The organism is Enterococcus malodoratus, from assembly GCF_027659535.1.
In the GTDB taxonomy this organism is placed as follows: domain Bacteria; phylum Bacillota; class Bacilli; order Lactobacillales; family Enterococcaceae; genus Enterococcus_A; species Enterococcus_A malodoratus.
In genome coordinates this window covers 193,208-206,152 of record NZ_JAQDPG010000002.1, presented here as the reverse complement: position 1 = coordinate 206,152, position 12,945 = coordinate 193,208, and the positions used below count along the sequence as shown (strand labels likewise).

General features: G+C 36.3%; 18 protein-coding genes and 1 tRNA gene. 9 read left to right on the top strand and 10 right to left on the bottom strand.

Translation table 11 applies throughout. The features are described from left to right. Nucleotides 1–10 precede the first annotated feature (10 nt). Nucleotides 11–553: a signal peptidase I gene (gene lepB, locus PGP85_RS04390; RefSeq protein ID WP_010739259.1), complete on the bottom strand. Its 543-nt coding sequence runs from the start codon at nt 551–553 to the stop codon at nt 11–13. Nucleotides 554–738: 185 nt separating this feature from the next. Between lepB and PGP85_RS04385 the strand changes: the two genes are divergently transcribed. Beyond that, nucleotides 739–1,335: a nitroreductase family protein gene (locus PGP85_RS04385; RefSeq protein ID WP_010739260.1), complete on the top strand. Its 597-nt coding sequence runs from the start codon at nt 739–741 to the stop codon at nt 1,333–1,335. Nucleotides 1,336–1,435: 100 nt separating this feature from the next. On the opposite strand, the gene PGP85_RS04380 is transcribed toward PGP85_RS04385, so the two are convergent. Both PGP85_RS04380 and PGP85_RS04375 read right to left on the bottom strand, forming a co-directional pair. Next, entirely contained in the window at nt 1,436–1,930 is a 495-nt protein-coding gene (locus tag PGP85_RS04380; protein WP_010739261.1) for a hypothetical protein, read from the bottom strand. A gap of 12 nt (nt 1,931–1,942) precedes the next feature. Beyond that, the gene (locus PGP85_RS04375) at nt 1,943–2,146 is read right to left on the bottom strand and encodes a hypothetical protein (protein ID WP_010739262.1); all 204 of its coding nucleotides are present in this window, start codon (nt 2,144–2,146) and stop codon (nt 1,943–1,945) included. 161 nt (nt 2,147–2,307) lie between these two features. Here PGP85_RS04375 and PGP85_RS04370 point away from each other — a divergent pair, with 161 nt between their 5' ends. The 3 genes from PGP85_RS04370 (at nt 2,308) to PGP85_RS04360 (ending at nt 3,423) form a co-directional block, all read left to right on the top strand. Beyond that, entirely contained in the window at nt 2,308–2,835 is a 528-nt protein-coding gene (locus tag PGP85_RS04370) for an HdeD family acid-resistance protein (RefSeq protein WP_010739263.1), read from the top strand. A gap of 60 nt (nt 2,836–2,895) precedes the next feature. Beyond that, nucleotides 2,896–3,291 carry a hypothetical protein gene (locus PGP85_RS04365; RefSeq protein ID WP_010739264.1) on the top strand — a complete coding sequence of 132 codons (396 nt, stop codon included), beginning with the start codon at nt 2,896–2,898 and terminating at the stop codon, nt 3,289–3,291. Between the two features lie 59 nt (nt 3,292–3,350). Further along, nucleotides 3,351–3,423, top strand: a tRNA-Gln gene (locus PGP85_RS04360). A 58-nt stretch (nt 3,424–3,481) separates the two neighbouring features. Here the strand turns inward: PGP85_RS04360 and PGP85_RS04355 are convergent. Then, nucleotides 3,482–3,913 carry a universal stress protein gene (locus PGP85_RS04355; RefSeq protein WP_010739265.1) on the bottom strand — a complete coding sequence of 144 codons (432 nt, stop codon included), beginning with the start codon at nt 3,911–3,913 and terminating at the stop codon, nt 3,482–3,484. Between the two features lie 282 nt (nt 3,914–4,195). Here PGP85_RS04355 and PGP85_RS04350 point away from each other — a divergent pair, with 282 nt between their 5' ends. From PGP85_RS04350 to PGP85_RS04340, 3 genes are all read left to right on the top strand, one after another. After that, nucleotides 4,196–4,906: an AzlC family ABC transporter permease gene (locus PGP85_RS04350; protein ID WP_251868179.1), complete on the top strand. Its 711-nt coding sequence runs from the start codon at nt 4,196–4,198 to the stop codon at nt 4,904–4,906. Further along, entirely contained in the window at nt 4,899–5,219 is a 321-nt protein-coding gene (locus PGP85_RS04345) for an AzlD domain-containing protein (protein WP_010739267.1), read from the top strand. Before PGP85_RS04350 ends, PGP85_RS04345 begins: the two co-directional genes overlap by 8 nt. An 87-nt stretch (nt 5,220–5,306) precedes the next feature. Next, nucleotides 5,307–5,525: a hypothetical protein gene (locus tag PGP85_RS04340; RefSeq protein ID WP_034708582.1), complete on the top strand. Its 219-nt coding sequence runs from the start codon at nt 5,307–5,309 to the stop codon at nt 5,523–5,525. Between the two features lie 43 nt (nt 5,526–5,568). On the opposite strand, the gene PGP85_RS04335 is transcribed toward PGP85_RS04340, so the two are convergent. After that, nucleotides 5,569–6,825 carry a glycoside hydrolase family 73 protein gene (locus PGP85_RS04335; RefSeq protein ID WP_010739270.1) on the bottom strand — a complete coding sequence of 419 codons (1,257 nt, stop codon included), beginning with the start codon at nt 6,823–6,825 and terminating at the stop codon, nt 5,569–5,571. Nucleotides 6,826–7,163: 338 nt separating this feature from the next. On the opposite strand from PGP85_RS04335, the gene PGP85_RS04330 reads away from it, so the two are divergent. Further along, nucleotides 7,164–7,433 carry a hypothetical protein gene (locus PGP85_RS04330; protein WP_090407713.1) on the top strand — a complete coding sequence of 90 codons (270 nt, stop codon included), beginning with the start codon at nt 7,164–7,166 and terminating at the stop codon, nt 7,431–7,433. Nucleotides 7,434–7,534: 101 nt separating this feature from the next. Then, a complete protein-coding gene (locus PGP85_RS04325) occupies nt 7,535–7,861 on the top strand; it encodes a hypothetical protein (RefSeq protein WP_010739272.1) in 327 nt (108 codons plus the stop codon). Nucleotides 7,862–8,022: 161 nt separating this feature from the next. On the opposite strand, the gene PGP85_RS04320 is transcribed toward PGP85_RS04325, so the two are convergent. The 5 genes from PGP85_RS04320 to PGP85_RS04300 form a co-directional block, all read right to left on the bottom strand. Beyond that, complete coding sequence (locus PGP85_RS04320) at nt 8,023–9,300, bottom strand: S8 family serine peptidase (protein WP_270326316.1); 1,278 nt, start codon at nt 9,298–9,300, stop codon at nt 8,023–8,025. Between the two features lie 145 nt (nt 9,301–9,445). Beyond that, a complete protein-coding gene (locus PGP85_RS04315; protein ID WP_010739274.1) occupies nt 9,446–10,336 on the bottom strand; it encodes a sensor histidine kinase in 891 nt (296 codons plus the stop codon). 21 nt (nt 10,337–10,357) lie between these two features. Continuing rightward, nucleotides 10,358–11,113 (bottom strand): ABC transporter permease, encoded by a 756-nt coding sequence (locus PGP85_RS04310; RefSeq protein WP_010739275.1) that lies wholly within the window; start codon nt 11,111–11,113, stop codon nt 10,358–10,360. Continuing rightward, on the bottom strand, nt 11,106–12,029 hold the full coding sequence (locus tag PGP85_RS04305) for an ATP-binding cassette domain-containing protein (protein ID WP_010739276.1): 924 nt from the start codon (nt 12,027–12,029) through the stop codon (nt 11,106–11,108). Before PGP85_RS04305 ends, PGP85_RS04310 begins: the two co-directional genes overlap by 8 nt. A gap of 89 nt (nt 12,030–12,118) precedes the next feature. After that, nucleotides 12,119–12,805, bottom strand: coding sequence for a response regulator transcription factor (locus PGP85_RS04300; RefSeq protein WP_010739277.1), 687 nt, complete (start codon nt 12,803–12,805; stop codon nt 12,119–12,121). Nucleotides 12,806–12,945 lie beyond the last annotated feature (140 nt).

The window sequence follows — 12,945 nt, the reverse complement described above, 5'->3', positions numbered from 1 at the left end:
TAGCTAAACGCTAGTCCACTGTTCCAAACCGATTTATTGGCCAGAAAACAAATTTCACATCTGCCATGATATCTTTCTCTTTGATCATACCGATAATTCGGCTGTCTTTAGATATCCGACGATTATCCCCTAAAACGAAGAGCTCGCCTTCCGGAACCTTTTCCGAACCAAATAGTTCACTCAAGTTGAAATCATAAGTCAATGGTTGATCATCGGTTAATTTCCCTTTAAATTCATCCAAATAGGCCTCTTCATATTTATTTCCATTGATATAAAGCTCATCATTCTTATATTCGACAGTATCTCCTGGTAAGCCAATCACTCGCTTGATATAGTTTTTCCCAGGATCGTCCGGCGCTGGAAAAGTAACGATATCAAAACGCTTGACCTTAGTGTTTTTCAATGCAATCACACGTTCACCATCAATTAATGTGGGATCCATTGAATCCCCTTTAACAACCACTGGCGTAAAAACAAAATGACGCAAGCCGATTAGAATCGCTGCCAAAACTAAAAAATAAAGAATTGATTTTCCTACTTCTTTTATATTCATCAGTGAACCTCCATTATTCGCGTTCATAAACCTAGTTTATCATATTCTTCAGTTGGCTATGAAAGTTAATTATCGTCCTTTTGAAAAAAATTACTTTTACGCGAGCATATTTCTTTTCTTACTTTTTGTAAGATGTTAAAGTGTATTTTGTAAACAAGAACAAAACAAGAAAAGGTGGAATTATTATGTCTCAATTTTTAGAAACACTAAAAGATCGTCGCTCTTTTTACGCTTTAGGACACGACGTAAAATTATCTGAAGAAGAAATCACTGAATTAATCAAAGATGCAGTTAAGAATAGTCCAACTGCTTTTAATGCACAATCTCCACGTGCAGTTATCCTTTTTGGCGAAGCTCATGAAAAATTATGGGATATTGTTGAAGAAGCATTGAAACCAGTCACGCCTGCAGAAGTCTTTCCTAATACACAAGCAAAAGTTGCTGGGTTTAGAAATGCTTTAGGAACTGTAATGTTCTTTAAAGAAACCGATACAGTGAAAAACTTGCAAGAACAATTCACTTTATACGCTGATAACTTCCCAGATTGGGCTGAGCAATCAAACGGGATCGCAACAGCGAATGCTTGGACTGCTTTAACAGCGGCTGGTCTTGGTGCGAACCTGCAGCATTATAATCCAATTATTGACGATGCCGTGGCAAAAGAATGGAACATTCCTGCTAACTGGCAATTACGTTCTCAATTGGTCTTTGGTTCTAAAGAAGGCGAAGCAAACGAAAAAGAATTCTTAGCAGATGACGAACGTTTCCGCGTTTTCCGTTAATAGCTTAAATTATCCGCAAGCAATGCTGATTCAATTCAGCATTGCTTTTTTATGTACAAACAAATTAATGAGTCAAAAATAGGATGACGAAAACGTCATCCTATTTCCCATCTTTATCTTGATCATCTTTAGTCAGAATTTCTAAAGTACTGCCTTCATTAAGGTGCGTCGAAAGAAAAACGACAAATTCCGTTAGTGAATAGTCGAAGGTTAAAATCGGTCCTCGACGTTCTCGACGAAAATAATTAAGCTTTATTAATCCGCTTTCTTCTTGAAACAATACTACCCGCTCTATTTCCTTCAGTGGAATACCACGGTTATCTAAACTAAAAAGAATTAAACTATCCTCAGTGAAGCCCTTTTTATCTAACAAAAAACTTACCATCACTAAAGCAGCTAAAATTGTCTGTATACGGCCATTCAAATCCTGCCAACTACTAAAGCCAATCCACAAAATCAACAGCGCTAAAAAAAGATAAAACGGATATTGTTTGCGTCGCCTAAAGACTGGAATAACTATGTCTTTACGTGCCATCAGTAAAAAGATGTACAGAATAACCGTAAAAATTCCCAATAACAATGTAAATATATTCAAAAAAACCGCCTTCTAACTTGGAATGAAATTAGAATATTTTACCACGACCATGTTAGATTTGTCATCCCGTTGCTCTTGGTCAATCTCTTCGCATTGGTTGATGCGGACGACTGCACAATTCGTCATCTTTGAGATTACTTCACCTTCCACAGATTCTTCGAAACCAATTGGATGGCAACGATAACTTCTTCCTAGTTCAATTTCTTCTTCATTCATACAGTAAGCCCTCCAGTATCGACATTCATTTGTTCGTCTAGCTTTTGGATCAATGTTATTCGCATTATACCTAAGTATGGAATGGTTTACAATCGAATTTTTCACTTCAGTCGCAAAAAAAAGCCAAATCGGGTAAAATTACTTTAGAGGAGTGATATTTTATGGCAAATTTTTTTGATTCAATCAAACGGTATGGATATTTGAGAAGTGCTTGTTACCTGATCCTTGGAATCGCTATTCTGTTTTCACCAAGAAGTGTCTTTAAAGGAATTGTGTACATCATTTTCTTCTATTTATTAATTTTTGGTATTTTGCAGGTCGTTCGTGGATTAAGAGCAAAGAAATATACGGGAAATGTCGGGTTTGAGACGACTAGCGGCATCATGCGAATTATTTTTGCTTTTGTTGTACTGGGTTTTTCAAAAGGAATCATCAGTATTTTACCGATGTTTTTAGGATTTATTATTCTGATTTTCGCCATTGGACAATTTTTGCAGAGCTGGTCTGCACGAAGAAATGGTTTTCCAGTTACCGGGCAAGTTGTCTACAGTGCTTTAATGATCATTGCCGGCTTTTTCCTATTATTTAATCCTTTTAGCAGTTTAATGATTCTTTTTCAAATATTTGGGTTTTTATTGATCACTATGGCTGTTTCAGAATTTATTAATACACGCCGCTTTAATCAGTAAAGAATTGTTTCTATTATAAGAAACATTTATACTGGATATATTAAAAAGAGTGAGGTTATTATGAACACAGCAAGTGAACTTTATCAATTTACTAAAAAGTACGGTATTAATTATAATACCAATGAAGAAAAAGGGATTCTCTTGTTCAACAGCTTTTTGCAAAGCTTTCCCAAGACTACTTTTACTTTTTCTTTTATAGGTTTTCACAAATACGAAAGCGTAAAAAAGCAAGAAGGTCTTACCGCTTATGGAATTTCTGGGAACATTCTCTATGCGCTAAGCAAGCAAAAGGCATATAAGTATAATCTCTATCAATGTAAAGAAATCAGTGGCAAAAAGAAGCTAAACGGGATTCGATTATCCTTGGTTTTCGACTCTGAAACCATCAATATCAACCTTGGTTTTGCTGATGGCAATTTAGTTCTGTCCGCCTTAAAAAAGGCTGGAAAAAAATAAGCGAGACATTATATTTGAAGAATAGTGAAGCTAGCGTTATACTTTTCTCTGTTCTTAATTGGGATATGGCCAAACTGGTAAGGCGTCTGACTCTGAATCAGAAGAGTGCAGGTTCGAGCCCTGCTATCCCAATAAAAAAGGTTTTTGCTTTCTAGAAAGCAAAAACCTTTTTTGGTTTAAATGAATCATTTTAAGATTTGACCACCATAACATTGCAATGAGCGTGGTTTACTACATATGCTGTTGTCGAACCAACTAACGCTTGTTCCACTGCGCCTCTTCCCGTCGCCCCGAGCATAATGAGATCAACTTGATTCTCTAGTGCGTAATCGATAATTTTGCGTTTAGGATTTCCTGAATCAATTTTTGTCTCATAGTCGAATTGTGTTACATTTGAATTTGCGACTAATTGTTCCAATTCAATTTCAGCATTATTAAGATGGAATTTTAGTGAGTCGTTAATAAATGCCGGATCACCAATCGAAAATTTGTAATCGACTACAGTCAAAATAAAAAGCTTTGCATCATTGCGTTCAGCTACACTTAGAGCTTCATTAAATGCGTCAGTTGAGGCTGGCGAGCCATCCACCGCAACAAGTATTTTTTTATAGCTTTCTTTCATTAGAAACGCCTCCCTTATCTACATTATACATCAACTACTTCTTTCTAGAAAACTAAAGCCTGCTCTCTTCATAACGAATATTTTTTAGTTACTTCCCTAAAAAAAATAACTAACTTAGTCTTTTTGCTAATATTTTTATGGTAAAATAAATTGAGCAGCAATTTCCCCGCCGACTGATAAATCCTTATCGTTGGACTTGTTGCTCCTTTTTATATTCTTTCTCCTCTTGTTTTTTATTAGTTTTGGTCTAATATAATTAAAACAAAATGAGAGGGTGTATGGATGGATAATCGTATAACACAGACATCTAGTTTTTCAGATGGCGTTAAGGCCTGTCTCCCTACAATTATGGGTTATTTAGGCATCGGTATCGCGATGGGAATCGTGGGGAAATCCGCCCATCTTGCTATTTGGCAAATATTTTTAATGTCGACTCTTGTCTATGCGGGCAGTGCCCAATTCATTTTATGCGGTTTGCTACTATTAAGCGCGCCGATTTTATCAATCGTTTTTACTGTCTTCTTGGTCAACTTACGACATTTACTGATGAGTCTTTCTGTTGCTCATTATTTCAAAGAAGACTCCCTGCTAAACGGTATTGCTATCGGAACACTACTAACAGATGAATCCTATGGTGTGTTGATGGCTACTCTTGCGCAAGAGAAAAAGGTTACTAGCAATTGGGTACATGGATTGAATATAACTGCTTATCTTGTCTGGATCCTTGCAACTGTTATCGGTGCATTACTTGGAAACTTTATTCCCGATCCTACAGTATTCGGATTCGATTTTGCTTTGACGGCAATGTTCCTTGGTTTATTTCTCTTTCAAGTACAATTACCGCTGAAAAGACAAAAGCATAAAACACTGATCATTTTAGCTGTGACGACTGTCAGTCTTTTTCTTTTAATGCGTTTCGTTTCAGCCGAATTTTCTGTCATTTTAGCAACCTTACTTGGATGCTTTACGGGGGTGCTGATGAAAGATGAGTAACTATTACTACTTATTAACACTTTTTGGCTGCGCCTTAGTGACATGGATTCCACGAGTATTACCCTTTGTCCTTACCAAAGCAATCACATTGCCACCTGTTTTAGAAAAATTCTTAAGCTATCTTCCAATGACGATTTTGACTGCCTTGCTGATGCAAAGCTTGCTGAATTTTCAAACAGGGCATTTTCCAACACTGCGTATTCCAGAAGTTCTGGCATGTATTCCTGCTCTAATCGTTGGTATTCGCACTAAAGATCTGATGAAAATTGTCTTGACAGGCGTGTTAGGAATCGCACTCTTACGGCTGCTTTAAATCACACCTGTTATAGAGCTTATTTCTGGTTTTACTTGCACCATTGATGTAATATATAACAAAATAATAGAAAAAGGAGTAATTCTCATGAAAAAGATCGCTGGATATTTCTTTGAAAAACCTTTGGTATTAGACAACAAAAAAGCTTTCGAAATCGACCTTCCAACGGACACTTTGTATGATGGGAACGAACTAGTTTTGGAATCAAACCAGCAGATTCTATGCGAGATAGGAAAAAAATATGAATACCCATCAGATAGTCTCCATAGCTTTTTCGTTATTTCTGAAATTTCTGATGTAGACTAAAAAGGACCTCGATGAAAATTTTATTTCATCGAGGTCTTTTTTGTTATTGCCCATACCAGCCAATGCCTTCATTGCGCCAGCCCTTATTGATTAGGTTATTTCTTTCACTTTGAAGTAATGTGTAGTGATGTGCTCCTGCTTTTGCATTTGGATTATACAAGCGATAAAGCGGTTTGCTTCCTCCTGAGTACCAACTAACTCCTTCATAACGCCAACCAACTTTTACTAAATGATTTTTTTCATTCGCATTTTGCGTGTAATGATGATCACCCGCATTTGGGTTATAGAGACGATAAACAGGTGTGCCCGTTTTAGGTGCTTGCCAACCAATTCCTTCATAATGCCAGCCAGCTTTTTTAATTTTATCCCGTTCAGCAGTATTCGCTGTGTAAAAATGTTCCCCACTGTTCGGATTATACAGACGATACATCGCATTTGTTTGGACTGGTGCTGGTGTTGAACTATCATATTGTGTTAGCTTATATGTCTCAATAACGCTATTCAATGTAGCTCCATAGTTTGGTGCTGTCGCATACCTTCCAGTTAGGTACGCTGTTGCGTCTTTGTATGATTTTGTGTTACTTTTCCATGCACCAGAATAATAATAATTACCTGAAGAGAAAGAAGTTTTCTTCAGAACCGTTACATTGTCGCCTAATGATTCTTTGTAAGATGGATATTTTCTGAACTTGGCATTAACTGTTACGTACTTTCCATCAATGAACTCTTGTGTTTTCATCGTAACTGACTGTCCGTTATAATCGCCCTTAATTCCAAATAGGTTATAGTTTGGTGCTTTTGAAAGAGTACTTCCGCCCCAACCGCTTTCAACGATTGCCTGCGCAATCATTACGGAGGCATATAAATCATTGGCACTCGCTAATGTCTTTGCTGATGGAGCGACTTGATTAATGAATGCTTGTTGTGTACTCACCGCCGATCGTGCGGCTCTAAATGCAGGCGGCTCGATTGTAAACTCTTCAAATGGTATTGGATGATGAAATTGCAGATTTCCCTGTGCATCATATTCCACTTCGTCCACGGCTTCAGTTTCATCATTTACATCCGTTTGATCACTAGAAACTGTTGTTTCTGCTTTGCTATCAGCCAAATCAGATGTTTCTTGTGTCATGCTTTCTTGTTTTTTTGCCAAATCATCTGAAGAACTAGATGATTCTCTTACTGCTGAGCTCTCCTGTGTGCTAGTAGAATCCGTTGTCGTTTCTCCATAGACAACCAATGTTGAAGTACTCAAGCTCCCCAACAACATCACACTACACAATAGTTTTTTATAATCCATGTCATCCCCCTCTGCCAACCATTAACTAACGATTACAATTAATAGTTTTTGCACTACCTCTCTCTATATAAAGTAACAAAAATTAATCATAAAGTAAATTTTTTTTATTTTGATTTGAATAGTAAAAACCCTTGAGTAACAAGCGTTTCTCAATTCTTTCTGATTTTATTAAATTAAAGAAAGAAAAAATCAATCATAAAAGCATATTTATTTCTACGTACATCTTGTTAAATTTAAGAAAGACATTTTTTCATTAACAAAATAACTCAATTCTTATGTTGCTGTTATTTATTGAAGTCTTTCAATCTGATATAATAGCATACAGGGGAGGGGTTTTTATGGATATTGGCGATGCAGTTTCAGCAATTATTTATCTGATCTTTTTTTTGATGACCTTTATCTATTTTTCTCTATTTAAAAAAGATCGTATTCTGATTCATTTATACTTCTCTTTGATCCCAACTTTCTTATGCATCTACTTACTTATGAATTATCACCACTATCAACCTGTTGAAGGTGCTTGGACATTGGCATTGTTGATGTTGATTTCGCTCATCACCTTCATGCTCTATTGGCTGGTCTATTCCTTTTGGAACCGCAAAGGATAATGCCTTTATCAGCATCCTTCACAAATAATTCGTAATTTTTTTTATTAGTTGTATGCTATAATAAAGCTTGTTTATTCTAACCTATTCAAAGGAGCTTTGTTATGGCGCTTTTACTGACACTACTATTTGATCTTCTAATGATTATTCTGTTTTTATTTAGAATGGTTAGAGGAGATCAAATTACTCTTATCGTTAGCATCATTTTGCAAGGATTACTATTTATTGATTTACTAGCTGTCGTCCTTCTACGCTCTTCAAAAACTGAAAAAATCAGTATTGAACAAACTGAGCAAGTAGAAATGACTCGCAGACAGACACGCCGCGCATCAAAACCTGCACGTGGCGGCTTTTTATCAAAAATTTCTTGCATTGTAGCCTTATTATTATTAGCCTATTATATCTATTCTGTTGTTTATCTATTTATCTAACGTTTCAGGACATCGATACTTTATCGGTGTTTTTATTTTGTCTGGAATTGATTGTAAGAATGAAGCATCTGCTCTAGAAAAAAAGATCGTAATAAAAATTCATTGAACCAAAAAAGCTATATCAAAAAATGATATAACTTCTCAATGAAAGAAAAGACACTCTAGGTATCACTTTGAATTTCTTCAATTAATCGAATTGGATTGATTAAATATTTGATCGTAAAAGGCTTCCCTTCATTTTCGACTACTTGAGAATCTGAGGTTTCAATCGCCTTCTCTATGAAAGTTTCTGGCGTTATTGATTTATTCACTTGATATGCCAAAGCATACAACCCTGCTAAATATGGCACTACCCAACTCAATCCTCCGCTTGTATCGTTCACATAGGACTTTTCTCCAGTAATCCCCGCATAAGTTCGACAATCCATTGGTAAAAACAGGCAATTTTGATAGTCCTCAGCATTCTCCTTCAGCCAAGAACCAACTGAATAAGAGGCCCGATCATCAGGATCTGACATCATCTCCTTGCCTAGACCGGCAATGCCTATTCCATAATCCTGTTCTAAAGTGGCCGTTACTACTAAAATGCCTTGATCATTCGCTTTATCTAAAGCCTTTTTAAATAGATCGTAATCGTTGTCCTTTTTATTGAATCCGCGAGATATTGAAATGGCTCGAATTTTTTCTTTTTCTGGTAACGTCTTGTTGATTTCAAGAAATCGTTCAATAGATTGGGCGTAATATTTATAAGTAATTCCATTAGTGTATGTATCTCCTTTCGAGTCATGTCCTTTCATTTTCAGCATAATTAATAGATTATCCGCAAATGATGAGGCAATGAAGTAAAGATTTGATTCTGGTGCTACGCCAATATTTTCTCCGACCGCTAATGAGGCTACTCCTGCCCCATGCATTTCGGGAACTTTTGATAAAGCATGGATTTCTTCGTAATGTTTTAAGCGTTTCTTGTATTCCGAGTGTTCGGTATATAAGGTTTGATCAATAATTCCGACCGAAACTCCTTTTCCTGTAATCCCTTTTTTGTGCAGCTCTTGTACATGCAAACCCGGATTTTTTCCTAATTCCATCGATTTATCAGGATCAAAACCTTTTGGCAGTCGTCGCGGCCATTTAGTTGATGTATCATAAACAACCCGTTTGATAGCATTGAATTCACTAGTCAAATTCAATTGAGATAAATCTTTCGAACGAAGATTACTTTGAGGGGAACTGGAATAATTGCTGTTAGGCTTGGGCATTTTTTTTACTTTGATAGTTTCTTTGGATTCTGCCTCCGTTTTGCGAGCAATCCCAATTGAATGATCCGCTGTTCTACTATCAATTGGTTGAATCCATATGATATAAGCAAGTATTAACGAGGCCAAAACAATGAAGCTAGATAAAATGATTAGTATGACTTTCCTGATCATTTTTATCATAATAAACCCTCCTAGTACGATTATTGTTTATCTACATCCAATTCTAGAAAAAACGTATCAGTCAATGATCAAGGGATTGTCAAGAAAGTATCAAGAAGAGCATAAAAAAAGAACCAAAAATAGCTCTTGCAATTGACGATTCAGTTTATTTAGTAGAAGGGACTTCTAGACAAATAGTAAAATACTCTGGGTCAACGACTGCTTTATTTTTTATACCAAGTCTATGGCATAATAACTCAACAATGGCTAACCCCAGACCATTGTTTCTATTTGTTTCATTATTATCTGCCACATAATACCGTTGAAAAATTCTTTGCGTATCAATTTTAGTACCTGCTTTATATTTGTTAGAGATCTTCAAAACAGTCTTTTCCTTTTGTGTTAATTCGACAATTACTTTCTCTTGTCCATGCTGCAAAACGTTCACAATCAAGTTTTGCAAAACGCGCGTCAATAATTTTTTATCTGTGAGAACAAAACAGTCTTCCTGAATTTTTAACTGTGGTTCAATTGTAGAAGAATCAAAATTAACACTTTCTTTCAAAAGTTCATCAATCAACAGATTGCTCAAATTGATTCTGACCAACTCGGTTTCGGTTAGTTGAGAATCAAAATAAGATAGTTCGAAAAAGGCTTGGGTCAGGTTTTTCATCGTCAAAGACTTTTCTAACAAAATTTTAATAGACTCTGCTTGATCTTTTGACAGTTCCTCTCGCTCCAACAGTTGGAGATAGCCGATAATCGCTGTTAACGGCGTTCTTAAATCATGGGAAATATTTGAGATCGTCTCTTTGAGTTCCTGTTCACGATTCATCACAGCGATTCTATAGGCGCGTTGCTCTATAATTTGTTCGTTTAATGTTTCAGTCAGCGTATTGACCGAACGATCAAATAGGTTAACCTCCAACAGCTGATTGCTTTCAAAATCTAGTCGTTTTAAGCGATCATTTATTTTCAAAATTTCTCGCCGCAATAAAAAAATCAGAAAGGCCAGTATTAGGATAATTATAACTAGTGCAGTCACGAGAAGTTTCATAAGCTTTGCCCTTTCTGTGCGTTAGTTAAGGTCTTGTTTCTCAAAAATAATTATTGTTAATCCTATCATTGTCACCCATGTAACGATTGATGAAAAGAGCATTTTAACTAGATCCTTCATAGGTAAATGCACTTGAGAAGCCGCTGATACTTGATTTAATGGAAAGAAATTGTAAAAATCCCAAAAAAATGTACCGTCTTTTACTAGTATTCCACCTAGTTCAATAAATAGAATAGTGAACAATGCTGAAAAGAGAACTGTCTTAAAAATGTCTTTACAGACGAATGAAATTGAAAGATAGACACTGACAGCCGAAATGGACAATAAACTAGTCAAAAAGCAAACTCTTAATATATATGAAACCGTCTCAATGGTAAAATCTGTTCCCCAGCCCTTTATCAAAGTGACTATCCCTGTTGTCACAATTGGAGTGATCATCATAAGTACCAATGAGATAAAACTGAATACAATAACTTTAGCCAAAACGAGTGTTTTTCGAGTATGTCCATTGGCCACTTGCTGCTGCAGCGTTCGTTGAGTAAAATCTGATCCAAGGAAATAACCGGCTAAAATGACTGGTCCAAAAATCGTCGTGTTCGTTGAAAAACTATTGGCAAATGTAGCTTGCCCGCTTGATAAAAATTTTACAGCGTCGATACTGTTACCGAATAATTTATCCAAAATAATGTAAGAGAAATAGACTGCCAATAACAAGAGCACGGGCAAAATACGAAGTTTGACCAAACGATGCCATTCGATTTTTATCAGATTAATCATTTCCCATCCCCCTTATACTTTGGACGAAATAATCTTCTAGGGTTTCTTCAGCAATAGCCACCGCGAGTATCTCAATATCATGCTGTACTAAACACGTGATCACCCGGTTTAAATCATCGAGATAATCATACAGTTTAATGGATTGATCAGGGAGCACTTGATAATTCGTTGTATCTAAATACTTCTCAATTGTAGCCGTCGCCAAAAAAGGAGATTTAACCCTTAAGTAAATGTGCCGCTGACACTTCTCCTGCAACTCTTTCTTGCTGATGCTTTCAATAATTACCCCTTCATGAATAATGATGTAGTCAGTGACTAATTGATATAATTCTTGTAAGGTATGACTGCTGATCAGCATCGTTACATTTTTCTCACGATTCATTTTTAGCAGCAGTTCTCTAACTTCGACAACACCGAACGGATCTAAGCCATTATTAGGTTCATCTAAAATCAACATGTCTGGTTCGCATAGCAAGGCTTGAGCAATTCCCAAACGCTGCTTCATTCCTAAAGAAAAATCTCTGACTTTCTTCTTGCAGTCATTCTCTAATCCAACCATTTTAAGCAGTTCTTCGACTAAACCTTTATTAGGCAATCCATGAGAAAAACGAGCCATATCAAGATTTTCACGAGCATTCATACCTGGATAATAGGCAGGAGTCTCAATCATGCTGCCGATTCGCTTACGTTTTCCACTCAATAATTGTTCCTTTGATTCATTAAATAATGAGATTTGTCCCGAATCGCTCTTCACAAGTCCCATCAAAATTCTCATAAGTGTGGTTTTTCCAGCTCCATTCAAGCCAATAAACCCATAGATTTTTCCGCGTTCCAGTTCGATAGAAATATCCTTAAGAACTTGTACATCTTTAAAGTTTTTTGACAGGTTCACAGTCTTTAAAACAACTTCGCGCATTCTTAACACATCCTTTTTATAGTGATCCGCCACTCGTTTAAGTTTAAAAAGAAGGTGTCAAGACCCCCATTGAAAAGATCAAGAATCTATCAAGATTTCGATTTTACTAAACGATATCCGATTCCCCATACGGTTTCGATATAATTTACCTCTGAATTAATTTGCGAAAGTTTTCCGCGTAAAGAACTCACGTGAACGTTGATCGTATGTCCGTCATCATAGTAAGCATCCTTCCATACACTTTCAAATATATTTTGCTTCGAAAAAACCTTATTAGGATGTTTGATCAGTAATTCTAGAATTTTAAACTCGGTACCGGTTAGTTGAACCTCGTTTTCTTCAATAAAAACTCTCTTTTCATCCAAATTTAAACGCAGATTTTTATGCCATAGTTCATTTGAACTATTTTTAGTCAAATGAGCGTTTCTGCGCATTACAGCTTCGCTTCGGGCAATTACTTCGTCAATATCAAATGGTTTTGTGACATAATCATCTGCACCGATTTTTAAAAGATCAATTTTGGTTGTCACCAGCCCTTTTGCAGAAATAACGATTACTGGGATGTCTGAGAATGCTCTCAGCTTGATCAAAACTGAATCTCCGCTTTGATAGGGCAGATTTAAATCTAACAAAACTAAGTCAAACGGTGTTGACTGAAGTTTTTCTATTCCCTCAAGGCCGTTGTAAGCAAGCTCGCACTCCCACTGATTTTCCTCGATCACTTTTTTCAACAAAGAACAAATTTCGACATCATCGTCGATTACAAGCACTCTCATATTACATCCCTCTTCTCCTTACAAGTCCACATGTGTACGTTTTCACTCTCTATTAGTTAATTATATACAACATTTGGCTATCTGCCTATTTCGAATTAAGAAGATAAGAAAAGACCTGCACTGTGTGCTAGGTCTTCGTT

Coding starts and splice junctions, on each gene's coding strand:
- PGP85_RS04325 (WP_010739272.1), top strand. CDS start 7,535: ATGGCGCTTTTACTGACACTACTATTTGATCTTCTAATGATTATTCTG.
- PGP85_RS04365 (WP_010739264.1), top strand. CDS start 2,896: ATGAACACAGCAAGTGAACTTTATCAATTTACTAAAAAGTACGGTATT.
- PGP85_RS04375 (WP_010739262.1), bottom strand. CDS start 2,146: ATGAATGAAGAAGAAATTGAACTAGGAAGAAGTTATCGTTGCCATCCA.
- PGP85_RS04320 (WP_270326316.1), bottom strand. CDS start 9,300: ATGATAAAAATGATCAGGAAAGTCATACTAATCATTTTATCTAGCTTC.
- PGP85_RS04370 (WP_010739263.1), top strand. CDS start 2,308: ATGGCAAATTTTTTTGATTCAATCAAACGGTATGGATATTTGAGAAGT.
- PGP85_RS04355 (WP_010739265.1), bottom strand. CDS start 3,913: ATGAAAGAAAGCTATAAAAAAATACTTGTTGCGGTGGATGGCTCGCCA.
- lepB (WP_010739259.1), bottom strand. CDS start 553: ATGAATATAAAAGAAGTAGGAAAATCAATTCTTTATTTTTTAGTTTTG.
- PGP85_RS04350 (WP_251868179.1), top strand. CDS start 4,196: ATGGATAATCGTATAACACAGACATCTAGTTTTTCAGATGGCGTTAAG.
- PGP85_RS04305 (WP_010739276.1), bottom strand. CDS start 12,029: ATGCGCGAAGTTGTTTTAAAGACTGTGAACCTGTCAAAAAACTTTAAA.
- PGP85_RS04335 (WP_010739270.1), bottom strand. CDS start 6,825: ATGGATTATAAAAAACTATTGTGTAGTGTGATGTTGTTGGGGAGCTTG.
- PGP85_RS04300 (WP_010739277.1), bottom strand. CDS start 12,805: ATGAGAGTGCTTGTAATCGACGATGATGTCGAAATTTGTTCTTTGTTG.
- PGP85_RS04385 (WP_010739260.1), top strand. CDS start 739: ATGTCTCAATTTTTAGAAACACTAAAAGATCGTCGCTCTTTTTACGCT.
- PGP85_RS04310 (WP_010739275.1), bottom strand. CDS start 11,113: ATGATTAATCTGATAAAAATCGAATGGCATCGTTTGGTCAAACTTCGT.
- PGP85_RS04345 (WP_010739267.1), top strand. CDS start 4,899: ATGAGTAACTATTACTACTTATTAACACTTTTTGGCTGCGCCTTAGTG.
- PGP85_RS04340 (WP_034708582.1), top strand. CDS start 5,307: ATGAAAAAGATCGCTGGATATTTCTTTGAAAAACCTTTGGTATTAGAC.
- PGP85_RS04315 (WP_010739274.1), bottom strand. CDS start 10,336: ATGAAACTTCTCGTGACTGCACTAGTTATAATTATCCTAATACTGGCC.
- PGP85_RS04330 (WP_090407713.1), top strand. CDS start 7,164: ATGGATATTGGCGATGCAGTTTCAGCAATTATTTATCTGATCTTTTTT.